Raw genomic sequence first — 23,346 nt, forward strand, 5'->3', positions numbered from 1 at the left:
CCTCCTTATGATACGGCCTTTTTTTAGAACCGTTCGGCAATATACTCCATAATGCGCTCCACGCAGCGGGCTACCATCTCCTTGCCCTTTTCCGGTGTTGCAGTTGTGGAATCGCCGATGCTGCCGTTATCCGTCTTGTCAATAAACTTAGAGTAGGTGAGGATATCCGGGAACTTGTTGGACTTAGCCTGCGTACAGGTAATCTCTGCATGATCAACAAGCTCAGGATGGAGATACATCATAACGCTGGTGCCGCATTCGCTCGCATGGCCATGGGCCATGGCGCCTTGGTTATCGAAGATGCCTTCACAATGAGACTGGGTGAAACGCCACCAGTCGATCTGAAATGCCTTGATGCCTCTGTCAAGGTTTTTCTTAATAATGTAGCCGACCGTATCCACATTACCGGCATGTCCGGTAATAAAAATGAAATTCTTCGCGCCGTCTGTGATCAGCTTGTCCACAAGCCAGTCTAAATAGTCCTCCAGGATCTTGCGCGGCATCACAAAAGTACACGGGAACGAGCCCAATGCGCTCGACTCCCCCGCTTCAATTGTCGGTGCGATCAAGGCGCCCGTGCGCTCAGCAATCTGCTCTGCGACTTTCTGGGCGGCAAGCAGGTCTGTCCCCATCGGAAGCTGCGGGCCATACACTTCGCAAGCGCCGGTCGGAATGATTACGGTTGGATTCTGCTTGAGACGTTCAAGATACTTCTTGCCGGAGAGCTTGCGGATGTAGTATTCCATACTAAGATTCCTCCCAATTTTAACTGCTGCAATATCACATACTGGCACAAAAACCAATACTTGCAGACTGTATTTTCTGTGTATGTAGCATACTATAATATTTATCGCTTTAACACAGTGCAATTTGAGTTTTGTTATGCGTTTTTTTCATATCAAATATTCCATCCCATATTTTTAGCTTGTTTTTTAATATAATGCCGTATTCTATTATGTCAATAATGCATTCAATATTTTTTCTTTACATTTTTATCGAAGTATGTTAAGGAATACGTAAGTAATACTGCGGAAAGGTTAGAAGGGAACAATGACAATTGATAATCTTGAATGCTTTGTCACTTTGGCGCAGGAATTAAGTTTTACCAAAGCTGCAGAACGGGCAAATATTTCCCAGACAGCAATCAGTCGAAAGATTGCCAGCGTTGAGAACGAGCTTCAGGTTTCACTGTTTCTGCGCAACCACCACAAGGTAGAGTTAACGAATGCTGGCCGGGAATTCTATAACAAAACGGTTCGTATGCTGCAGGAATATCAAAACTCCGTCGTCCAAGCGCAGAATGTGCAAAAAGGTGTACGGGATACCATTCAGGTTGGCTTTGGCGTATATGAGCACGTATTGCTTCAGCCCGTCATTCAGCAATTCCTTCGGAAGTATCCTGTGCCGCGAATCAACTGCTTGCAATACAAGTATAAAGAATTGCTTGACGAACTAATGCGCGATCATATTGATATCATTGTTTCAAGCGACCAATTTATCGCCACAGTTCCGCGCGACAAATTGGTTCTTGCCTTGCTGCATGACCGGCCTTGGGTATTAGCATTGAACAAAGATAACAAGCTTGCTGCGAACGATGTGATTAATCTTGCGGCGTTGGAAAATGAAAACGTTATTACTATGCACGAAGGCAGCATCAGCACAGTACGCAGCGCATTTCGCGGCATGGTTCCATTCTGTTCGATCGACTATGTTAATTCCTTTGAGGCAAAACTTATGCTGATCAATGCAGCGCGCGGGGTTGGTTTTATTCCATCCTTTGTGGATACCTCGCGTTATGAAAACATCGTTACACGCGGAGTCGATCCGCTTTATCGGCCACGGCGTTATTACGCGATCTATAAGAAAGAAAACAGCAACCCGCATACGCAAGTCCTTTTCAATATGCTCGCCAGTTATTATGAAGGTACACTTTGGATGCCAAAGGTCTTTTATTAACGGCTTTGCAGTCTTACCTTTTTCCATAACCCGTTACCGGTGGTCTTTATTCGTCTTCGGTCATTTTTGCGTGTGGGTCAGAACTTTTCAAGAAAACCCCCCGCCGTTTTTATAAAAACGGCGGGGGTTGGAGTTGCTGCCCAGATTCGGACCGAGGACCTCACCTTTGAGTCATATTTAAATGTGGGAACCGTCTCCCTTTTCTTTGTGTCGTTATGAGTAAACTCGCAAAATACCCTTAGAGCATCCCCGTGCTTATTGCGGTATCTTTCTTACATCTGACACGATTTTTATAGAATTGCCAGTTAATCCCGTGCCGCTTGACAAGCATTTCATTCAGATACCAATTTTCATTACCAATAATTGAAATTACCTATAAGTTTATTTGACGGATAGCTCGATACCTAGACGGATTTCCCGTGTTTATGGTCCTTTGCAAATTGAAGATGGCGGCAACGCATCTTTCGTTTTTGCTTATGGTGAACCGACTTTCAATACACACTCCGAGAAGCAAAAAAAAAATCCTTTAGAGCCGTAAGGCTCTAAAGGATTTTGTGGTGGACGATACAGGACTCGAACCTGTGACCCCCTGCACGTCAAGCAGGTGCTCTAGCCAGCTGAGCTAATCGTCCGAAGCGAACGAATGAATAATACACGAAAACGACAAGTTTGTCAACAGCTTTTCAAAAATTCAAGCAGCAAAAATAAAAAAATGCTGACTGTGGCTTTAAAAGAACCTTCTCATCGTTCGTCAAAACAAAGTCGCCCGAGCGTAAAGAGCTACCTACGGGGCGGCACTGTAACTCTTTCGACGAAATTTGTCATTATTTTTAACTGGATTGTCTTCACTTTTTTCTTCTTTGGCGCGTCCTTTTTGTATACAATGGAATACATAAACCGGTTAAAGGAGCGAGCAGCGTGGCGGGAAGACGAAAAGAGCGGAAAAAGAAAAGAATACGTAAGGGTGTTTTGTTGGTGCTGCTTTTGACGGTGGGTCTTACAGTGACCACGCCGCTGACGCCCACGCTGGACGCCTCACTGGCCTCCGTGGCGGCGGCGGCCACCCCGGCTGTTCCACAGACGGAGGCGCAGAAGCCGCCCAAGGCTTGGGCGGATTTTTTGGACGGCCCCACCGGCCCTGCCGCTCCCGGCGAGGAAGCACCCGCCGAAGAGGGCGAAAAAACGGACGCTCTGCCGGAACCTGAAGCAGGTGGGGAAAGCATTCCTGTGGAAGAAAGCTATTTTGCAGACGCGGCCTTCGTTGGAGACTCCCGGACCGAGGGCTTTCAGCTATACAGCGGCCTGACGGAAGGTACATATTTTTGTGCGGTGGGTGCCACCGTCCAGACGGTCATGGATAAGGCGACGCAGGAGGGACCTTCGGGGGCTGAGACAATTTTAAACGCGCTCTCCCGGGGAAGCTACGGAAAAATTTATGTGATGCTGGGCATCAACGAGCTGGGCTGGTACCGCACGGAGGAGTTTACGGAGCAGTATGCAAAGGTGATTGCCCGCATTCGGGAGGACCACCCCGGGACGACAATTGTAATTGAGTCCCTGCCGCCTGTCAGCGCAAAGCAGGACGCCAAACGAAGCTATGTAAAAAACGAGCGCATCGTTCTGTTTAACGGGCTTCTTGAAGATCTGGCAGCGGCGGAGGGCTGCACATTTTTGGACGTGGCCTCAGCCGTGATGGATGAAAACGGAACCCTCCCCACGGAACTGACCACCGATGGGGTGCATCTCAACACCGCAGGGTGCAAAAAGTGGCTGGAATATTTGAGGGAACACCCCGTGTAATTCCGGAGGCAGGCGCGAAAACTGCCGCATTTTCTAGAAAAGCGGAAAATGCGGCGGTTTTTGTGTTATTTATTTTAAATTTAAAAAAAAACGGGCTGAAAATAAGATGAAGCGTTGTAATTTTAATATTATAATTATATAATACAATAACCTATTATTATTTCATTCACCGTGCGCCAAAGCCCCGCCGCCTCTAGCGTCACTGTTTGCGGCGGACTCGGCAAGGGCGGACGCGCACGCTGGGAAAGAACGGGGGAAAAAGCGGGATGAATACGCGGCGCAAGATTCTGGTGGTGGACGACAGTGTTGCCAACCGCCTGACGCTCTGTAAAATTCTCTCCCGGGAATATGAAACGCTGGAGGCCTCCGACGGGCAGATGGCGCTGGAGATTCTAAACCGGGAGTCGCTGAGAATTTCTCTGATCTTTCTGGATATCAGGATGCCTGTGATGGACGGCTACGCGTTTTTGAAAAGCGTGCAGACGGACAAGCTTCTATCCGCCATCCCCGTGATTGTTGTAACCCAAAGCGGCGGGGAGGAGGACGAGGTGGAGGCGCTGACCCACGGGGCCATGGATTTTATTACAAAGCCGTACAAGCCCGGCGTGGTGCTGCACCGAGCCGCCAACATCATCTCCCTGCGAGAGACGGCGGCGCTGGTGAATCAAATGGAGCACGACCGGCTGACCGGACTGCACAGCCAGGCGTTTTTCTATCAGCAGGTGCGTCAAGCGTTGCGCCGGAATCCGGACGAGCCCTATGACCTGCTGTGCTCCAACGTGAAGAATTTTAAGTTTATCAACGAGGTGTTCGGTCTTGCGGTGGGAGATCAGATTTTGCGCCTGATTGCCCGGGAACTGCGGGACGGGCTGCCGGGCGAGCACTTTTGCGGACGGCTGCAGGCGGACATTTTCGCGTGTATGGTCCGGCGTGACTCCATAGATTTGGAGGCCGCATTAAGCCGGGCCACGGAGCACATCCGGGGAGAGTCCGGCGTGAAGAGCTTTTCCATGAAGTGGGGGGTCTATTCCATCACGGATCTGCACATTCCCGTGGAGCAGATGTGCGACCGGGCGCTTTTGGCCTGCAACTCCATCCGGGGGGAATACGGCCGACTGTTGGCCTTTTACAACGACGAGCTGCGCCAGACCCGGCTGTGGGAAAAAACGCTGGAGGACGGAATGGAAGCCGCTCTGGCCGCCCGTCAGTTTGAGATTTTTTATCAGCCTAAATTCAGCCTGCGCAGCGGCCGCATCTGCGGCGCGGAGGCGCTTGTGCGCTGGAATCACCCCACTTTGGGGTTTTTGCTGCCCGAAAGCTTTATGCCGCTTTTTGAGCGCAACGGCTTTATTACCCGTCTGGATCAGTATATCTGGGAGGAGGCCGCCTCTGCCCTGCGGGAGTGGGAGCTGCGGGGAATGCCGCTGGTGCCCGTCTCCGTCAACGTCTCAAGGGCCGACATCTATAACGTCAATCTGGAGTCTGTGCTGCTGAGAATTCGACAGCGGTACGGCATCAAGCCGTCCCTCCTTCATCTGGAGATTACGGAGACGGCCTATACAGAGGACCGCCGTCAGCTTTGCGACGAGGTGACAAAGCTTCGCAACGCTGGGTTTACCATTGAAATGGACGATTTTGGCAGCGGCTACTCCTCGCTGAATATGCTCAATGAGTTGCCGATTGATATTCTGAAGCTGGATATGAAGTTTTTGAAGGAAGATCAGGAGCGGAGCAAGCGCCGCGGAATTCTCAGCTTCGTGGTGAGCCTTGCCCGATGGCTGGACCTTCAGGTCACTGCCGAGGGCGTGGAATCCGCCGAGCAGGTGGAAAAGCTGCGGAGCATGGGGTGCAACTATGCCCAGGGATATTATTATGCGCCTCCGCTTCCCCGGAAGGAGTTTGAGCAGTTTCTCGAGGATGTGGATGATTCGCAGGAGGAAAATTCCCTGAAAAATGCGGATATTTTGGAAAAGACCCATATTTTGGAGATGGCCGCCTATCAGGACTATCTGACCGGCCTTTTAAACCGCCGGGGGCTGGACGACGCCATGGCGCGGCTGGACCAGTCACAGACCAGCGTGTCGGTCTTTGTGTTCGACATGGACAATCTGAAGGACTGCAACGACTCCAAGGGCCACGCGGGGGGCGATGAGATGCTCAGGCGGTTCAGCAGTGTGCTTCGCTCTCATACCCGGGGCGGGGACATTCTCTCCCGCATTGGCGGGGACGAGTTTGTGGCCGTGATGCCCCGGATGCGCTCGGCAGAGGCCGCCATGAAAAAAGGGCAGGAGATCTGTCAGGCCTTTCGGGACAGCAGTCCCCATCTGCCCGACGGCTTTTGCCCCTCCTGCTCCGCGGGCATGGCCCTGATGGGGGAGGGAGAATCTTTTGATGCGGCCTTCGCACGGGCAGATCAGGCGCTTTACCGGGCAAAGCGCAATCAAAAAGGTGTGTGCTTTGCCTGAGACAGAGGCGGGGTCATGAAGGCGAAAACTGCTGTTGGAAAAGGGGTGCTGCCAATGAAAGAGTGTGCCGGAGCCATGGGGCAGGTGCAGGAATTTTTGCGGGTTTGGTTTTGCCGCCGGGATGCAGAAACCGCGTCCCGGTATTTGTCTGACGAGATCGGCTTTATAGGCCCCGGCGGCGGAGAAGACGTTTTGGGCGCCGCCGCCATGAAGGACTATCTCACACAGGACTGCCGGGAGGAGCCGGGCCAGTTTCACATCGTATTTCTCCACCCATGGGAGCAGCAGGTGGCACAGGGCTGCGCCTGCGTGAAGCTGGAGGTACTCCTGCAAAATAAAGAATATAGCTGGCGGCTGCGGTTTTCCTTCCTGCTTCGTACGGAAAAGGGACTTTGGCGCGTTTGCCATATCCACATTTCCGAAGCCACAGGCAATCAGCGCGGTGGAGAGCACTATCCCCACACGCTGGTGATGGAAAGCTTGAACCGCCAGCGCAGCGACCTTTTAAACGAGGCCATTCCCGGCGGTATGATCGGCGGCTATCAGGAGCCGGGCTTTCCGTTCTACTTTGTGAACCAGCGGATGCTGGACTATCTGGGCTATGGCAGCGAGCAAGAGTTCGTGACGGATATTGCGGGGCTGATATCAAACGGCATTCATCCGGAGGAGCGGGCCGAGGTGGCGCACCGGATCGCCGGGCAGATTGCCGAAAGCGGCGAATACACAGTGGAGTACCGGATGAGGAAAAAAACAGGCGAGTACATCTGGGTGCACGATATTGGCCGCAGCGTCACGGCGGAAAATGGGAAGCCCGCAATTATTTCCGTGTGCGTGGATATCACGGCCTTGCGCATCGCGCAGGAGGACCGGCGCCAACTGCTCAATACCATTCCCGGCGCGGTGCTGCGCTGCCGCTATGCCGAAGGTCTGGAGGTGCTGGACACCAGCGACGTACTGTACGGCATCACCGGGTATGGACCGGAGGAGCTGGCTCTGGCGGGGAACCGCCTGACAGCCCTGCTGGAGCCGGAGGACGCGGAAAAGATTCTCCCGGCCTTTCACGCGCAGCTTGCTGCGGGAGCCGGAAGCGTGTACACCGAGTGCCGCCTGAACCGGCGAAACGGCGAGTCCATCTGGATTGCCTTGCGGGGACATATCACGGTTGCAACCGACGGCGGCGAGCCTGTGCTCTTCTGTATGCTGACCGACGTGACCGAGCAGGTGGAGGAACGGGCACGGGTCCGCAGGCGGTTTCAGCGGGAATCAGACCATGCCACAGAGCTGGCGGCTCCGAATCTGATTGCAAAGGCCCTGGCGGATTTGACGGAGGACGCGTTCGAGTCCTATTCCGGAGTGGGCGGCGCCGCCACGGCTGCGTATTTTGCCGCTGCCACCGTGGACGAGGCCATGCGCTACATAGGCGACAGTGCCGCATCCGGAGAGGATGCGGCCCGTTTTCTGGAGCGATTTTCCCGTGACCGCCTGATGGAAGCCTATGCCTCTGGAGAGACGGACCACAGTGTGGAGTACCGCCGCCGCCGCGCGGATGGGAAGATGATTTGGTGCCGGACGGTGGGCCGCACCTATCTCACCCCGGAAACCAGCCACCTGACGTTGTTTATTTACAGCTTTGACATTACGGAGGAGTGGCTTTCCCGCAGGCTTCTGGAGCAGGCGTCCATCATGGATTATGATTTTCTGATGGACGTGGACATTGAAAACAACCGCTATCACGTTGCGGCCCGGGGCGAGGCGGGCGTGATGAACCTGCCCGACAAGGGAGAATTTCATGTGGAGTTCCGCAGGGGTTCCGCCGCCGCGATTCCGGAGGCGTCCCGGGCGGAATATTTCAGGCAGTTGGATTTTGACAACATCCGTGCCCGGCTGGAGACGAGTCCCTCCTATTCCTTCACGGTGCCAAGCCAGACGAACAGAGGGCTGCGGTATAAAAAATACAGCCTTTCATACATCGATAAAATCACCGGCCATGTCTGCCTCAACAGAGTGGATATCACCGATATCATTGAAAGTGAACAGCGCCAGCAGGAGGCGCTGCTTACTGCCCTTCAGGCGGCAAAGCAGGCCAATCTTGCCAAGAGCGACTTTCTCTCCCGCATGAGCCACGAAATCCGCACGCCGCTCAACGCCATTATTGGGATGGCGTCCATTGCCGCCTCCGCAGTGGATGACCGGCAGGAGATTTCAGACTGTCTTGCTAAAATCGGTGTTTCATCCCGATTTTTGCTGTCCCTCATCAACGATATTTTGGACATGAGCCGTATTGAAAGCGGAAAGCTGCTGCTCAAAAATCAACCCTTTTCTCTCAAGGACATGATCTGCAACACCGCCGATATCATTCGCGCACAGGCGGGGCAGAAGGGCGTGGAATTTGATTGCGTTCTGTATCCCGGGCTGGACGAGGGCTACACCGGCGACGAGATGAAGCTCCAGCAGGTGCTGGTGAATATCCTGACCAACGCCGTGAAGTTTACCGCGGGTGGCGGAAAGGTCACCTTCTCAGCCGAGGAGGTGAACCGCGGGAAGAGCGACGCCACGCTTCGTTTTGTGATCCGGGACACCGGAATTGGCATTGATCCGGGCTTTTTGCCCCGAGTGTTTGATGCGTTTGCCCAGGAGAGCGGCGGCTCCACCACTGCATACGGCGGTACTGGGCTGGGTCTGGCCATCTCGAAGAACATTGTGGACATGATGAACGGACATATTACCGTCCGCTCCATTCCAGAGGTGGGGTCTGAGTTCACGGTGGACGTGCGGCTGGGCGCAGGCCCGGAAGAGAGCCCTCGAAAGGAGGAGGCCCTTGCATACAAGGGGATGCGGTGTCTGGTGGTGGACGACGACGACGCTGTGTGTCAAAGCACGGTGCAGATGCTTCGGGAGATGGGCGCTGTTGCCGAGGGCGTGGACAGCGGCCCCCGGGCCATCGCCCGGACAAAGGCACTGATGGAGTGCCGCGAGTGCTTTACCGCCGTTTTTCTGGACTGGAAAATGCCGGAGATGGACGGGGTGGAGACGGCGCGGCGGCTGCGCGCCTTGGCGGGTCGGGAAATGATGATTTTCCTGATGACTGCCTATGACTGGGGCAGCATTGAGGAGCAGGCCCGCTCCGCCGGTGTGGACGTGCTGCTGGAAAAGCCGCTGTTTCGCTCCACGCTGGTGTCCGCCTTTGCGCGGGCTTCCTCAGGCAAGACGCAGCCCAAGCCGCTGCCCGCGGCTGAGGTCCACAATTTTGAGGGCCGCCGCATTTTGCTGGCGGAGGACCATCCTTTGAATATTGAAATTGCCGTAAAGCTGCTGGAGCGGGTGGGCTTTAAGGTGGATACCGCTGTGAACGGACTGAGAGCGCTGGAGTTGTTTAAAAAATCTCCGGTGGGATATTACGACGCGGTGCTGATGGATATTCGCATGCCGCTGATGGACGGGCTGACCGCCGCGGGTGCGATTCGCGGTATGAACCGGCCGGATGCCGCCCGAACGCCCATTTTGGCCATGACCGCCAACGCCTTTGAGGACGACGTGGAAAAAAGTCTGGCGGCGGGGATGAACGCCCATCTGGCCAAGCCGATTGAGCCGGAGGCGCTGTATCGTGCGCTGCATGGGTTTATCTGCGCGGAGGATGAGAATTTATAAAGAAAGGTCCCGGCGTGCTGTAACACGCCGGGACCTTTTACGTAGAGTACATCATCAAAACGAGACTCCGGCGCGGATGTATACACTTACAGCAATTCCACAAAAAACTGCAAAAAGTTCAGCGTGTAAAATGGCGGTCTGCCGCGTTGTCGTCCTTGACGGGCGTCAGCCCGTCGGCGTCCTCCTCCTTCCAGCCCACCATCTTACGCTGCTTCCTTTTTTCGCATTCCTCTGTGGAATTGCTGTAAGAATGGTCGGGAAAAAGGAGAGTCATCCCAAAATGCCAATGCTCAATGCGGGAACAAACGTCAGCAGCATGAGAACGCAGATCATTACTAAAATCATGGGCAAGATTTTGGCGGCAATTTTTGTAACCGGCACCCCGGAGATGGCCGAGGCAAAAAACAGGTTGCAGCCGTATGGCGGAGTAATGAATCCGATGGCCAGGTTAACGGTCATCACAATACCGAACTGGATGGGACTCATCCCGATGCCGGTGACAATGGGAAGTAGAATGGGCGTCAAGATGACGCAGGAGGAAATATTGTCGATGAAGCAGCCCACAATCAGCAGGAATACGTTAATTACCAGCAGAATTAAAATGGGGTTGCTGATGTTCAAAATGCTGCTGGCGATGCTGGTGGGGACCTGCGACATGGTCAAAAACCGGGCGAAGGCCATGGAAATGCCCACGAGGAAGGTGGTTTGTCCGTTAATCAGAACGGTATCCCGCAGGGCCTCGTAAATGGCCTTTTTGTCCAGCTCTTTATACACAAACACGCCCACGAACAGGGAGTAGACAATGGCCACCACGGCGGATTCGGTGGGGGTGAAAATGCCGCCGTAGATTCCGCCCAGAATAATCACCGGCACCAGCAGCGCCCAGATGGAGGTGCGCAAGGTGGCAATCAGGGTTCCTATATGGAATTTTTTCTTGGTGCCGTAATTGTACTTTTTCGAGGTGAAGTAATTAACGCCCATCAGCACAATGCCGATCATAATTCCGGGAATAATGCCCGCCAAAAACAAATCGGAAATGGAGCACTGGGCGGCCACGCCGTAAATAACAAAGGGAATGCTGGGAGGGATAATTACGCCGATGGTTCCCGCGGCGGCGGCCAGTGCGGTGGCATAGGCCGGGTCATAGCCTTCTTTCTTCATCTCGGGAATCGTGATGCCGCCGATGGCGGTCACAGTGGCTGGAGAAGACCCGGACAGGGCCGCGAAGAACATGGACGCAACCACCGTCACCATGCCGGTGCTGCCCGTGATGGAGCCTACCAGTGCGTCCGCGAAATCCAAAATTCGTCGCGAGATACCTCCCGATCGCATCAGGTTGCCCGCAAGAATGAAGAAGGGAATCGCCATCAGCGGGAAAGAGTCCAGTCCGCTGAAGCAGGCGGTGGCGATGGACGTCAGTCCGATATTGGTGGTGGTGATCATCGTTGTGATCGTTGCGATGCCCAGAGAAACGGCAATCGGCGCGCCGATAATCATCAGGGCAAACATCACACCGAATAGAATCAAAATCTTGAGAATCATGCGTTTTCACCGCCTTCCCGGTCTGCTTGTGCGCTGCCTCTTAGGTCATGAACGCAGTTTTGAAGCAGGCGGAACAGCATGAGGATCATGCCGGTGGGAATAGATGCGTAAGGAATCCACATGGGGACTCCGCTGCCAATGGCAATCTGCCCACCGCTTGCCACGCTGAGGGTCAGCTTGATGGAAAGATAGGCCATAATGCAGACAAAGACAATCCAGATAAACGTGGAGAGGACTGTGCAGACTTTCTTTCCTGCCTGAGGAAGCAACTGATATACAACGTCGATATTGACGTGCTTGCGCTCCTTTGTGGCAAAGGACGCGCCGACCCACGTCAGCCAGAGGAACATGTAGCGGGCGATTTCTTCACTCCAGGGCAGAGGAATTCTCAAAATATACCGCGTAAAAACCTGTGCAAAGACCAGTATGGTTGCCGCGGCCATCAGGATTACCAGGAAAACTTCCTCCAGTTTTGTATTTAAGAATCTTAATACACTCATGAAAGATTGGCGCTCCTCTCTCTGGGGCCATATCGGGACCGACGGCCCCGATATGGCTCCCTCGCTGTTTGCTGGGGCGGTTTTTATTTGTTGTGCGCTGTGGCCATCTCAATCAGGTCCTGACCAAAATCAGCGGCAGCGGTTTTGTAAACGGAGTCCTCCGCGACCTTCTTAAAGGCAGCTTTCTCATCATCGGTCAGGGTCGTGACCTGCACACCCGCTGCGGCGATTTCGGAGGCGAGGTCGGCATTTTCCTTTGTAATCATCTCCCGCTGATAGGAGATGGTGGCTGCTGCTGCTTCTTTAATCAGCGCCTGATAGTCGGCGGGCAGGCCGTTGAAGAAGTTGGCCGCGATGGTCAGCGGGCAACTGGTCCAAACGTGCTCGGAAATGGTCATGTACTTCTGCACTTCGTAGATCGCGTTGTTATAAACCAGAGCGGTGGGGTTTTCCTGCCCGTCCACGGTCTTCTGCTGCAAAGCTGTAAACAACTCGCTGAAGGACATGGGCGTGGGAATGGCACCAAGCGCGGTGAAATACTCCACGTGCAGAGGATTGGTCATGGTGCGGATTTTCAGGCCCTTCAAATCGTCGGGAGTTTTGATCTCCTGCTTACTGTTCGTAATGTTGCGGAATCCCACGTCCGCATAGCCCAGGTTGATGATACCGGTGCCGTCCAGCAGCTTCTGGTCCAGATACTGGCCGAAGTCCCCGTCCAGCGCCTCGTGGGCCGCGTCGATAGAGGTCCACAGGTACGGCAGGCCCACCACGCTAAACTCGGGCACGGAGGCGGAAATGGTGCCATCATTCAGATAGGCCATTTCCAAATCGCCGATGCGCATGGATTCCATATTCTCGGACAGAGAGCCAAGTTGGGAGTTGGGATACAGCTCTACGGTGATGTTGCCGCCCGAGCCCTGCTCCACCATCGCCTTGAATTTTTCAACGGTGGCTGTATGAGAGGGGTGGGATTCGGCCACATCGTACGCGACACGGATGGTCACCTTGTCGGTGGAAGTCACCTGCGTGGTTACCTCCACGGGAACGGCAGGGGAAGATGACGCGCCGCTGCCCGCGCCCGATCCGCCGGAGGTGTTGGTTCCGCCGCAGCCGGACAGGATAGCGGCGGACATCGCCAGGGAAAGAAGCAAACTAAATGCCTTTTTCATCATAATTCTCCTCACAAATTCCATTACTCATAATGTTTGTCAAATATGCAAGCGTATCCGAGACACGGTTATTCACGGGAGTATACGAGCTTTCCGCCCAGATAGGTTTTCACAATACCAATATCCTTGATTTTATCAGGGGCTGTCCGAAAGACATCCGCATCCAGCAGCACGAAGTCCGCCAGCTTACCGGATTCAATGGTTCCCTTGCGGTCTTCCTCATAGGAGACAAAAGCTGCGTTGCGGGTGTACATGGAGACGGCTTCGTAAACCGTGACCCGCTCCTCGGGAAACCAGCCGTCCGCCGGCCAGCAGTCCATTCCCTTGCGGGTGGTGATCGCATAAATTCCGTCCATGGGAGCGAAGGACTCGCAGGGAGAGTCGGAGCCGGCTGTCAGAATCACACCGCTGTCAAGCAGAGTTCTCCAGCAATAGTGGTATCTGGCCCGCTCGCGGCCCACCCGGGTTTCCGACCAACGGACATTGGTGGACACAAACATGGGCTGAATGTCCACCACCACCGGCAGCTTGGCAATGCGCTCCACCACGTCCTGATTCAAAAGGGACATATGTATCATGCGGAAGCACCGGGGGTCGTTGCCGGGCCGGTCTGCCACGGCGTGCTCAATGGCCGTAGTCAGCATTTCGGCGGCTTTGTCCCCGATGACGTGGGCGCCCACCTGAATGTTCTGGTCGTAAGCCAGCTTTACCTGGCGGTCCAGCTCTTCCTGCGTGTAGTTAAGAACGCCGCAGGTGGAAGGGTCGTCTTCGTAGGGCTGGGTCAGCAGTGCGGTGCGTCCGCCCATGTTTCCGTCCACATAGAGCTTATAGAAGCCGAATTTCACCATGTTGTCCCCAAGCCCCGTGCGGATGGAGCAGCCGGGCAGCCGGTCAAAGCCCAGAAAGACCCGCGCACTCAGGCGGCCTTCGTCCGCCAGGTCCTGATAGACGCTGGTAAACTCCGGAAGATTGCAGTGAAGGCCCTGAATAGCGTGAACGCCGGTCAGGCCGTGGCGGTTCAGCTCCCGGCAGGCGGCCTCCACCGCGTCCTTGCGGCCCTCTTGTGTGGATAGCGCGTCGGGAATCAGGGCGGCGAGGTCTGCACCCGCCGCATCCAGCAATGTGCCGGTGGGCTGGCCGTCGGGTCGAAACTCCACAGTCCCCTCTACCTTGGGGCGGAAGCCGGGACCGATTCCTCCGGTCTTCAGCGCAAGGGAGTTCGCCACGTTCACGTGGAGACAGTAGCGGGTGATCAGCAGGGGATGGTTGGGACAGACGCGATCCAATTCCTCCTTGGAGGGAAGAGCCTTGCGGTCGGTAAATTTCTCATGGTCAAAGCCCACGCCCAGAATCCACTGTCCCGCAGGCGTTTCCTGTGCCCGCTGGTGAATCAGCTCCAAAAGCTGCTCAAAGGATTCCGCCTTTTTGAGATTCAGCTTCAGCCGATCTCTTGCGTAGGCAAACAGGTGCTGGTGGGTGTCGATCATGCCGGGCAGCACGGTGGCCCCCGCCAAGTCCACCACGTTTTCGCCGGAGAGACTCCGTGCCTCCGCCTCCGTGCCGCAGTATAAAAATTTTCCGTCATCCACCACAAAGGCTTCGCAGCGGTCGTCCTCTGCCCTCATGGTGTAAATCGTTCCGTTGACATAGGCTGTGGCCATACTTCTCCTCCCTCTTCATCCGGGCGACACGAAAGCGGGCCGCCCACGCCTGCGCTGTTGAGCGTGATCACTTGTCTGAGAAATTCTGAAAATCCACGGTTGCAATTTAGCTGATTACATTATTGCATTTTTTTGTAGATTGTACCACAACCAAGCGGCAGGGTTTCACCCATCCAAATTTCAGTCAATCTTGACAAAGGAGCGAATGAAATCTGCCATATCCGCACAGGACCTGATAATACCCCCGCAGTTCCCGGCAGATTGCAGGGTCGTCGCAGTCCACGTGAAGTCGATGGCGTGGAAGGGAAAGCAGCTTGGACTCCCCCGCAACGACCAGCAGGTTTTCCCTCCCCACGGCGCTTAGCACACGGGCGCTGAACTGATGATTTCCCCGCCCGAAGAGGAAGCCCTGCCCGCCGATGGGAGAGACAATAATTTTCATCCTGCCCGTCTGAGCGTAAGACCAAAGGCGTTCCTCCGTCAAGTCTTTTTCCACCAGCGTTCCGCCATGAATCATATCCACGCCCAAAAGCTCATACTCCAATCCCAGCAGGCGGGAAATGCACTTGGCGGTGGAGCCGGAACCCACGGCGTAAAAAGCATCCGGTTCCATGTGGTCCCTGAGGTAAAGGGCCGCGCCCCGAAGCTGGTCCTCTTCAGAGGAAAAGCCCCCCTGCTTCATGGATTGGAGTGCGTCCGGCTGGTTGGGCACCAGCATGGAGCCAAACAGCGCGGCCCGTACGCTGCCTGTGCGGTAAGCGTCCTCATCCAAATCCACCACCTCCCGGGAAAGCATGGACACGGGAAGGCCCTGCGCGATTTTGGCAGCGATGGCCCCGGCGGATTCCGGGTGCAGCGCAAACACGGCGGACTGGATTTTTACGCCCGCGGGGATGCCCAGTACGGGGAAATCGCTTCCTATGGCTTCACAGATGTTGCGGGCGGTTCCGTCGCCGCCTGCAAACAAAAGCAGGGCCGCGCCCTTTGCGCGAATTGCTGCCGCTGCGGCAATTGTGTCGGCCGGGGAGGTGGGCTCTCCCGCCCGGTAAACCACCTCGCAGGGAAGATTCAACTTTTGGCACAGGTCCTCGCCCATGGGGCCGGACGCGGTTCGGATTAACAGGTTTTCGCGGTACGGTACCAAAAGCCGCATGGCCCGCTCTGCCTTTTCTCCGGATTCCGGCACCGCCCCCTTGGCACGGGCGGCGGCGAGAACGCGCTCGCCGTCGGTTCCCTTCAGGGCCACCTTGCCGCCCATGCCCGCGATGGGATTGACGATCAGCCCCAGCGCCTTAGCGTTATTCATGCTGCCGCTGGTATGCTCTCCACGTCACGGCCAACTGGTCCACTGATTCCACGGTGTCTTTTTCCAAGGGAGAAATAGGGCCGTTGTGTGGGGCGGTGAGAACGACCTCGGGCGTAGCGTACGCTTCGTCACTGATCTTTTTCAGCGCGGAAATATATTCGTCGATGTCGTCCTTGGAATAGGATTCCGTGGGCTCCGGCGTGTAGGGCTCGGGCACCACAAGGGGATGGTGGCTGGGGAAGAAGCGCTGGAACCCGAAATCCAGCATGTGGCGGTTCACATGCTCGGCGCCCACACCGGTTTCCTCCAAAAGCTTTTCAAAGCTGTACCGCACCTGCTCCAGACGGTTGGGGGCCTCCTCCGCCCAAGGCATGGTGATGCCCCGTACCTCGCCCAGGAGGCGCTTCATCATGTAGTTGTTATTCAGAATGGCAGCCTCGCCCACGGCCTTAAGTCCGTCGCGGCCAAGGCTCATCACCCAGGAATAGGCTCGCAGCACGGCCGCAAGAGAGCCTTGAAACTGGCGTACCTTTCCGATGGAAGCAGGGCCGTCGTAATCGGTAGAATAGCGCTGCCCGTCAAAGCGGACGCGGGGGCGGGGCAGGTATTGTTCAAGCTCCGCGCTCACGCACTGGGCGGCACAGCCGGGTCCCATGCAGCCGTGGGGAGAGGAAAAGGCTTTGTGGAGGTTGAAGTGGCACATATCCGCTCCCAGCTCCTTGGCCCGGACCAGACCAAACAGGCCGTTGTAATCCGCCATATCGCACACGCACAGTCCCCCGGCTTCGTGAACCACATCCACAAACTGGCGGACAATGGGGTTGAATACGCCTGTGTCCTCCGGGTTCGTGATAAAAATACCCGCCGTCTTTTCGGAAACCACCGCCTTTAGATTTTCAAGGCTGGGATAGCCGCTGTCGTCGGGATAAAGGCTGATGACCTCAAAACCCTTGGTGGCGGGTGCGGCGCCGTTCAATGGGTGGGAGAGGATGGTGGTGATGATTTGGGTGCGCTGTGTCTCCTCGCCCCGGTCACGAAAATACTGCTTCAAGATGGCTGCATTGGCGAAAATACCCTGCCCGCCGCCGCCTGCCTGAAAGGAGACGGCGTCCAGCCCGGAAATCTCTTTCATAATCTGCTCGAACTCATAGATGATTTTTAAGATGCCCTGAGCGGTGCTGTCCTCCTGATAGGGATGAAGCTCTGCAAATTTGGGAGAGCGGACAAACTGCTCGTTGATTTTGGGGCTGTATTTCATAGTGCAGGTGCCAAGGCCGATATCAATGTTGATATCCTGACCAATCGTCTCCTGGGATAGGCGCAGATAGTGGCGAAGCACTTGGGGCTGGGCCATTTCCGGCAGGGCGGGCTTTTGCGTCCGCCGCAGCCCAGCGGGCAGCAGCTCTTTTCCGGAGGAAACCCCGGCCTCTTTGGACACGTCCGGAAACAGAATGCCCCGGCTGCCGGGTACGCTCTGCTCGAAAATGATGGGCTCATCCCACTGTGCTTCATGGAAATTCCGCAGTTTTGAATAAGACACGTCGGTTCCTCCTTACAGAATTTTTTTGAGTGCGTCTGCCAGCGCGTCAATGTCGGAGAGCTCGGTTTTCTCCGTGACGCATACCAGCATGGACTGCCCCAGCTCCGGTAGCTCCCGGCTCAGGTCATAGCCGCCGAAAATTCCCGCGCCCAGCAGAGCCCGGTTGATTTCAGATACGGTTTTTCCGCAGTCGTCGAAATTCACCACCAGCTCCATAAAGCTGCGGCTTTCGGCATAGGGGAGCCGCACGCCCTTCAAAGAGAAAAGGGTTCTCTGGGCGTAATCGCTTTTGCACAGAATGTTTTCTCCTAGCTCCCGCATACCGTCCGGGCCCATCACCGCCAGATACACCGCCGCTGTGACGGCCCACAGTCCCACGCACGTCCCAAGATATTCCACGGCTTTTTCCCGGACGTAGTAGCTGGTGCGCTCCGGCAGGGCGCGGGCATAGCCAAACTGGCCTTTGGAGTTTTGAAAAATGCTGTACAGGTGGTGGGGATAGTTCATGACGTATTTTTCTTCCTGTCGGGTGGCCAGATAGCCACCCAAGCCCCCGCCATAGCTCATGTGGATGCCAAGGGGCTGGATGTCTCCGCAGGCGATATCCGCGCCGTATTCCGCCGGGGGTGAAGCAACACCCAGCGCTGAGGGGTCGGCGTAGACAATGTACTCCGCGCCGACGGAGTGGGCAAGCTTACCGACTTCCCCGCACTGCTCTTCAAAGAAGCCCAGAAAGGCCGGGTTCTGGATGAAAACGCAGGCTACATCGTCATGAAGCTTACTCTTGAGGTCCTCCAAATCCAGTTGACCGTCGGAGCGGGAAGCCACTTTCACCAGTGTCATCCCCTCGCAGTAGCACGAAAGCTGGGAATACAAACTGGGATTCATGACCGCGGGGACCAGAGCGGTTCCACGCCCATTGATGCGGCGGGCCATCATGACGGCGGTGGAAGCTGCCTGCCCGCCGTCGTAGGTGGGGAAGCCCACCACGTCCATGTCCAACAACTCGCCCATCATGCTGGTGAACTCGAAAAAGGTCTGGAGCTTTCCGTGGTCGGCGTAGGTATCCCCGCTGTAAGCGGTGAGAAATTCCGACCGGCCGTTGATCTCGTCGCACACGGCGGGAACGTGGTGGTTATAGCAGCCCGCGCCCAAAAAGCTGATATTTTCGTCACAGGAGCTGTTTTGGTTCAAAATGCCGTTTACATGTTTCTTAAGAGCCATTTCGGAAAGAAACGGCTCCGGCAGGTTTAAAGGCTGCTTCATCCGAACCTCGTCCGGAATAAAGGAATAGAGCTCCTCCACGGAATCTGCGCCGATGAAATCCAGCATCTCCCTGCGCACAGCGTTGTTGCTGTTGGGGATGTACGGATACTGCGTCATAGTGTCTGCCTCCTAATCGGTCTGCGGCCAATCGCCGCGTTTTAAAGGAATGGGATACCCGCGTTGTATCTGAACCTTGCGGCGAGGCTCAGGCGTGAAGAATATCAAATGTCTCGGGCAGAGTGCTGCCGCCGTCGATGACCATTTCCGCGCCGGTGATGTATTTCGCCTCGTCGGACGCGAGGAAAGCCACAAGATCGCCGATCTCCTCAATGTCGCACAGCCGCTTGAGAGGAATGAAGCCCGCCATATCCCGCAGCGCGCTCTCCGGGTCTTCGGGGCGGCTGTCGGCGGCCACCTGCTCCACCTTGGGCGTGCGTACCCAGCCGGGAAGCACCGCGTTGACGGTGATGCCATAGGGGCCGGCCTCATAAGCCAGCGCCTTGGTAAAGGAAAGCACAGCGCCCTTCGTCATGGAATAGGTGGTCTGGCCCTCGTCCACCACCTTCACGCCGGTGACCGAGGAGGTGTTGATAATGCGGCCGTACTTTGCCTTCAGCATATAGGGATACACCGCCCGGGCCATGTTCCAAACGCCGATGATGTTTACGCCGAAAATAAAGTCGCGGGTCTTCGTGTCCAGTTCCTCAAACCGGACGCGGCGGTTGACCCCGGCATTGTTAAAAAGAATGTCAATTCTGCCGTATTCGGCGGCCACCTCGTCCACCGCCCGCTGCACGTCCTCTAAGTTACTGACGTCCACGCGCTTTGCCGCGGCCTGATACCCCATGCTGCGAATCTCCTCTGCGGCTGTTTCCACCGATTCTGCAAAATCCATGAGAATTACGGTAGCGCCGTGTTTTGCAAGCACCTTGGCGCTTCCGTTGCCAATTCCCTGCGCGGCGCCGGTGACAATGGCAATTCTGTTGTCCAGCTTTCCCATAGTTAATCTCTCCTTAAAAAGTCTGCGTTCCAAGCGCAGTGTAATATTACGGTTTCGGAATTGCTCCCATTATATCGGGGCTTTCCCTGCTTGTATCCGACCAAGCGGCATAAACTAAAGCAACCAAACTTCTAAAAGCGCAAAATCTCCGGGCCATAAACACGGCCCGGAGATTTTTTCTGCAAAATATCGGAGAGTTTCTAAAAAATATTACGGTCAGCCGTCCACGGTCGGCGTTTACAGCAGGCCGCGCGCAATCTGCGACAGGCGGCGTATGCCGCTTTCCATCTCGCTCATGGAAAGATATCCGTAGGTCAGCCGCAGATGAGAGGTATAAAGCGGATCGTAAATACTGCCCGGCGGAACCAGAAGCTTTTCCTTCAGCGCAAGGTTAAAAATCCGCTCCGCAGAAAGCTGGTGCTTCAGCTTTACCCACACAAAAAAACCGCCGGTGGGCCGGTTCCACTCCGCCAGATCGCCGAAGAACTCTTCCAGCAGGCGCAGCATAAAGTCCCGCCGCTCCCGGAGCTGCGCTCTGGTGACGTTGATGCCCTCGTAATAAAGGCCGCTGTTCAAAAGCTCCTCCGTCACCTGCTGCGTGAGAACGCTGACGCCATAGTCCATCTGCATTTTGATGTCCGCCAGCCGGTCCACCACCGGCTCCGGCCCCACCAGCCAGCCCAGCCGCAGCCCGGGGGAGAAGCATTTGGACAGGCTTCCGATATACACCACGCCGCCGCTTTTATCCAGCGCCTTTAGGGGCGGCGGAGGCGGGGCGTCCAGCCACAAATCGCAGAATACGTCGTCTTCAATAATGGGCATATGCTGCTCCGCGCAGTATTTCAGCACCTCCAGCCGCCGCTCCTCGGGCATGACGATTCCCGTGGGGTTTTGAAACGTGGGAATGGTATACAGGAGAGAGCACACCCCCTCCCGGGGCTGATTGTGTATCATCCACGGTAAAATCCCGTCTTTGTCCATGGGAACGCCCGTCAGCGTGGCCGCGGCAGACTGGAGAATATTCAGGGACTTGAGATAAGAGGGAGACTCCATATACACAGCGGAGCGGGGCTGAACAATCCCGCTGGCAATCAACTGAAGCGCCTGAAGCGCGCCGGAAACAATTAAAATGCAGGAGATGGGGACGTTGATGCCGCTGCGCTTCAAATGGGCCTGCACGGCCAGCCGCAGCCCCGGCATCCCCAAAGGGTCCGGGTAATTCATAAAGAGCTTGCGCTCCGACAGGCTGGCCAGCGCCTTTTTCGCCAAATCCATCTGCACCAGCTCCGGGGAAAGCTCTCCCGTGCTCAGGCGGACGATACCTTCCTCAAATTCCAGATGGTTAATGGTCTGGACAGTGGGAATGTTGGAGCGAAAGCTCCCCGCCGTAATATATCGCTTCCAGTTGGGGGACTTGGCATGCATCAGCGCGGCCCAACTGTCGCTGGCAATCCGGGTGCCGCCGCCATAGTGCCGCTCGATCAGGCCCATGGCGGCCAGCTCGTCCATGGCCTCCACAATGGTGCTGCGGTTTACGCCAAAAAGCTGGGAAAGCCGCCGCTGAGAGGGAATGCTCTGGCCACTTACCCACTCTCCGCGTGAAATTTTCCCGCTGAAATAGCTGACAATCTGACTGTACAGAGGGACGCCGGAGGCGCGGTCCGGCATCCAGTTAATCAAAATGGGCTTGTCCTGATTTTCGTGTATGTCAGACATATGGCACCGCTCCCTTTCTGCAAACGCGATCCGGAACGCCCGGCGGCAGTTCTCCGGATCGGAGTTTTCCGCTCCGATATGTTTTGCTCATCTTAGCAGAGGAGAGCGGGAAAAGCAAGGCGCGGTTTGCCAAAAACCCACCGCCATAGATGGCAGTGCATATGGATGTTTTCAAGAGCCTGCAAATAAAAAGTCAATAGCAAATTCAGAAAAAGGTGCGACAGAAAATGAGTAGCAGAAAAAGGCCGCCGCCGAAGCGCCAGCCAAAAGTAAACGGGCAGAATGTTATTGGGAAAGGCCGGTTGAATCCATATCGACCGGTATGTCCAACGTATTCATGAATTCTTTCACCTTGCCGTAATAAATACGCAGGAACTTGTTGCAGCCGGCAGTCATGTAAACGTGGTAGGGTTTTCCTTCGGAGCGCTTTTTGTTCAGAAATTGAAAAACAGGATCGTCCGGCGGCGCTTTTTGAAGCAACACCGTCATGAGAATAAAGAGTGCTTTCCGCAGCTCTGGGGAACCGCGCTTGGAAGAACGTGTGCTTTTGGCTTCATAGGTTCCAGACTGGTTGGCACCGGGGTCAACTCCCGCAAAGGCCGTCAAAGAACCTTTGTGAGCGAAACGCCGCACATCGCCGATCTCCGCCATGAGCTGTGGACCAAGGGAATTGCCAACGCCGTACAGAGCCATCACCACGGGATATTCCGGCAGCTGCGCAGCAAGGTGATTCATTTCTGCGCGAAGCACCTCGACTGTTTTAGAGACCGTGTTGAGCTGCGTGATTGCCTCCTGCACCATCACCTTTGAGAGCGCATTCTTCGGCAGCATAGTGATCAGTTCTTTCGCCTCCCTGTGAATTTCAAAGGCTTTGGCGGCGCTGAAGTTATACCCATGCCGCTTGCACCATTTGCGGTAACGCTCGGCAAAGCCGCTATGGCTCATGCTCCGCACACAGTCCACATGCCAAAAGGACGCAGCAAAATCCACCCACTTCTGGCTTCCATCCGCACGGACGGGGCTGTCAAAGAGGGCGTTTACACCGGGATAGATCTGGTCGAGCAAGGCAATGAGGTTGTTCTTGAAAGCGGTTTTGTTCTTGGTATACAGACCGTATTGCCGATTTGCGGTTTTCAGTTGATAACGAATTGTATCCATAGAAGTATGTTGACGCAAATCACACCAATTGTCAAGACCGTACCGGGCAATTTTCATGGAATCCGCTTTATCGGTCTTGACCTTGCGCAGAGAGTTGTTCCCATATTCCTTAATGAGCAGCGGATTCACTGCGCTGACAAAAATTCCGGCATCGTGAAGCATTTGGGCGACAGGCTCATAGTACCGCCCAGTGTGCTCCAGCACCACTCTCGTTTCGCCTTTCAGACTTTTCAGCGTGCTTGCCAACTCGCTGAGTTCGCTGGAGGTGTGGCGTACCTCATAGGGCTTTACCACCAATTCACCAAATGGACGGACAACGGCAACCATGCTTTTGCCCTTGGAAACATCAATTCCGACTGCGTTCATAACCTACGCTCCCATCACAGATTTACAATTGGCTCCCCTCACTTGCGAGGGTTCCACCCTTTTCTTATTGCCGATTCTATCTGTTTGATGACACGAACGCACCGTACGGCGGCTCTACCTGCACAAATCGAACGCTGCGAACAAGAGGATGGCTGACTGACTTTCGAACGGACGCGAAGTCCTTGGAGGCATCCGTCAGACCTATTGTCCTCTTATTCTAACAGCTTAGGCAACAAGATGGTAAAAGACATGG

15 protein-coding genes and 1 tRNA gene are annotated in these 23,346 nt (G+C 55.3%); 4 read left to right on the forward strand and 12 right to left on the reverse strand.

Translation table 11 applies throughout. The features are described from left to right. Nucleotides 1-23: 23 nt before the first annotated feature. The gene (locus B2W96_RS01595; protein ID WP_293007883.1) at nucleotides 24-746 is read right to left on the reverse strand and encodes a creatininase family protein; all 723 of its coding nucleotides are present in this window, start codon (nucleotides 744-746) and stop codon (nucleotides 24-26) included. A 304-nt stretch (nucleotides 747-1,050) separates the two neighbouring features. Here B2W96_RS01595 and B2W96_RS01600 point away from each other — a divergent pair, with 304 nt between their 5' ends. Further along, a complete protein-coding gene (locus B2W96_RS01600) occupies nucleotides 1,051-1,956 on the forward strand; it encodes a LysR family transcriptional regulator (RefSeq protein WP_293007885.1) in 906 nt (301 codons plus the stop codon). 555 nt (nucleotides 1,957-2,511) lie between these two features. Here B2W96_RS01600 and B2W96_RS01605 read toward each other — a convergent pair. Beyond that, nucleotides 2,512-2,588, reverse strand: a tRNA-Val gene (locus tag B2W96_RS01605). Between the two features lie 286 nt (nucleotides 2,589-2,874). Between B2W96_RS01605 and B2W96_RS01610 the strand changes: the two genes are divergently transcribed. The 3 genes from B2W96_RS01610 to B2W96_RS01620 all read left to right on the forward strand — a co-directional run bounded on the left by B2W96_RS01610 (nucleotide 2,875) and on the right by B2W96_RS01620 (nucleotide 9,869). Further along, nucleotides 2,875-3,756: a GDSL-type esterase/lipase family protein gene (locus B2W96_RS01610; RefSeq protein ID WP_293007887.1), complete on the forward strand. Its 882-nt coding sequence runs from the start codon at nucleotides 2,875-2,877 to the stop codon at nucleotides 3,754-3,756. A gap of 266 nt (nucleotides 3,757-4,022) precedes the next feature. Continuing rightward, nucleotides 4,023-6,221 carry a bifunctional diguanylate cyclase/phosphodiesterase gene (locus B2W96_RS01615; RefSeq protein WP_293007889.1) on the forward strand — a complete coding sequence of 733 codons (2,199 nt, stop codon included), beginning with the start codon at nucleotides 4,023-4,025 and terminating at the stop codon, nucleotides 6,219-6,221. 54 nt (nucleotides 6,222-6,275) lie between these two features. Next, nucleotides 6,276-9,869, forward strand: a complete 3,594-nt coding sequence (locus B2W96_RS01620; RefSeq protein WP_293007891.1) for a response regulator — start codon at nucleotides 6,276-6,278, stop codon at nucleotides 9,867-9,869. Nucleotides 9,870-10,139: 270 nt separating this feature from the next. On the opposite strand, the gene B2W96_RS01625 is transcribed toward B2W96_RS01620, so the two are convergent. The 10 genes from B2W96_RS01625 to B2W96_RS01670 form a co-directional block, all read right to left on the reverse strand. After that, the gene (locus B2W96_RS01625) at nucleotides 10,140-11,411 is read right to left on the reverse strand and encodes a TRAP transporter large permease (RefSeq protein ID WP_293007893.1); all 1,272 of its coding nucleotides are present in this window, start codon (nucleotides 11,409-11,411) and stop codon (nucleotides 10,140-10,142) included. Beyond that, a complete protein-coding gene (locus B2W96_RS01630) occupies nucleotides 11,408-11,911 on the reverse strand; it encodes a TRAP transporter small permease (protein ID WP_293007895.1) in 504 nt (167 codons plus the stop codon). Before B2W96_RS01630 ends, B2W96_RS01625 begins: the two co-directional genes overlap by 4 nt. Before the next feature lie 83 nt (nucleotides 11,912-11,994). Beyond that, complete coding sequence (locus tag B2W96_RS01635; protein WP_293007897.1) at nucleotides 11,995-13,080, reverse strand: TRAP transporter substrate-binding protein; 1,086 nt, start codon at nucleotides 13,078-13,080, stop codon at nucleotides 11,995-11,997. A gap of 68 nt (nucleotides 13,081-13,148) precedes the next feature. Continuing rightward, entirely contained in the window at nucleotides 13,149-14,741 is a 1,593-nt protein-coding gene (locus B2W96_RS01640) for an amidohydrolase (protein ID WP_293007899.1), read from the reverse strand. Between the two features lie 184 nt (nucleotides 14,742-14,925). Then, nucleotides 14,926-16,047 (reverse strand): ATP-NAD kinase family protein, encoded by a 1,122-nt coding sequence (locus B2W96_RS01645; protein WP_293007901.1) that lies wholly within the window; start codon nucleotides 16,045-16,047, stop codon nucleotides 14,926-14,928. Beyond that, on the reverse strand, nucleotides 16,040-17,587 hold the full coding sequence (gene gcvPB / locus B2W96_RS01650) for an aminomethyl-transferring glycine dehydrogenase subunit GcvPB (protein WP_293007903.1): 1,548 nt from the start codon (nucleotides 17,585-17,587) through the stop codon (nucleotides 16,040-16,042). Before gcvPB ends, B2W96_RS01645 begins: the two co-directional genes overlap by 8 nt. A 12-nt stretch (nucleotides 17,588-17,599) precedes the next feature. Continuing rightward, nucleotides 17,600-18,970, reverse strand: a complete 1,371-nt coding sequence (gcvPA, locus tag B2W96_RS01655; RefSeq protein WP_293007904.1) for an aminomethyl-transferring glycine dehydrogenase subunit GcvPA — start codon at nucleotides 18,968-18,970, stop codon at nucleotides 17,600-17,602. Nucleotides 18,971-19,058: 88 nt separating this feature from the next. Further along, the gene (locus tag B2W96_RS01660) at nucleotides 19,059-19,853 is read right to left on the reverse strand and encodes a glucose 1-dehydrogenase (RefSeq protein ID WP_293007906.1); all 795 of its coding nucleotides are present in this window, start codon (nucleotides 19,851-19,853) and stop codon (nucleotides 19,059-19,061) included. Between the two features lie 237 nt (nucleotides 19,854-20,090). Continuing rightward, complete coding sequence (locus B2W96_RS01665) at nucleotides 20,091-21,569, reverse strand: PLP-dependent aminotransferase family protein (protein WP_293007908.1); 1,479 nt, start codon at nucleotides 21,567-21,569, stop codon at nucleotides 20,091-20,093. A gap of 285 nt (nucleotides 21,570-21,854) precedes the next feature. Further along, complete coding sequence (locus B2W96_RS01670; protein ID WP_293007910.1) at nucleotides 21,855-23,093, reverse strand: IS110 family transposase; 1,239 nt, start codon at nucleotides 23,091-23,093, stop codon at nucleotides 21,855-21,857. Nucleotides 23,094-23,346: the final 253 nt, after the last annotated feature.

Origin of the sequence: Oscillibacter sp. UBA6647, from assembly GCA_002455655.1 — a bacterium.
GTDB lineage: Bacteria > Bacillota > Clostridia > Oscillospirales > Oscillospiraceae > Oscillibacter.

What these genes read in the sequence shown, in the direction of transcription:
- B2W96_RS01640 (WP_293007899.1), bottom strand. Translation starts at nt 14,741, where the DNA reads ATGGCCACAGCCTATGTCAACGGAACGATTTACACCATGAGGGCAGAG.
- B2W96_RS01660 (WP_293007906.1), bottom strand. Translation starts at nt 19,853, where the DNA reads ATGGGAAAGCTGGACAACAGAATTGCCATTGTCACCGGCGCCGCGCAG.
- B2W96_RS01620 (WP_293007891.1), top strand. Translation starts at nt 6,276, where the DNA reads ATGAAAGAGTGTGCCGGAGCCATGGGGCAGGTGCAGGAATTTTTGCGG.
- B2W96_RS01595 (WP_293007883.1), bottom strand. Translation starts at nt 746, where the DNA reads ATGGAATACTACATCCGCAAGCTCTCCGGCAAGAAGTATCTTGAACGT.
- B2W96_RS01665 (WP_293007908.1), bottom strand. Translation starts at nt 21,569, where the DNA reads ATGTCTGACATACACGAAAATCAGGACAAGCCCATTTTGATTAACTGG.
- B2W96_RS01625 (WP_293007893.1), bottom strand. Translation starts at nt 11,411, where the DNA reads ATGATTCTCAAGATTTTGATTCTATTCGGTGTGATGTTTGCCCTGATG.
- B2W96_RS01600 (WP_293007885.1), top strand. Translation starts at nt 1,051, where the DNA reads ATGACAATTGATAATCTTGAATGCTTTGTCACTTTGGCGCAGGAATTA.
- B2W96_RS01615 (WP_293007889.1), top strand. Translation starts at nt 4,023, where the DNA reads ATGAATACGCGGCGCAAGATTCTGGTGGTGGACGACAGTGTTGCCAAC.
- B2W96_RS01630 (WP_293007895.1), bottom strand. Translation starts at nt 11,911, where the DNA reads ATGAGTGTATTAAGATTCTTAAATACAAAACTGGAGGAAGTTTTCCTG.
- B2W96_RS01670 (WP_293007910.1), bottom strand. Translation starts at nt 23,093, where the DNA reads ATGAACGCAGTCGGAATTGATGTTTCCAAGGGCAAAAGCATGGTTGCC.
- B2W96_RS01635 (WP_293007897.1), bottom strand. Translation starts at nt 13,080, where the DNA reads ATGAAAAAGGCATTTAGTTTGCTTCTTTCCCTGGCGATGTCCGCCGCT.
- gcvPA (WP_293007904.1), bottom strand. Translation starts at nt 18,970, where the DNA reads ATGACGCAGTATCCGTACATCCCCAACAGCAACAACGCTGTGCGCAGG.
- B2W96_RS01645 (WP_293007901.1), bottom strand. Translation starts at nt 16,047, where the DNA reads ATGAATAACGCTAAGGCGCTGGGGCTGATCGTCAATCCCATCGCGGGC.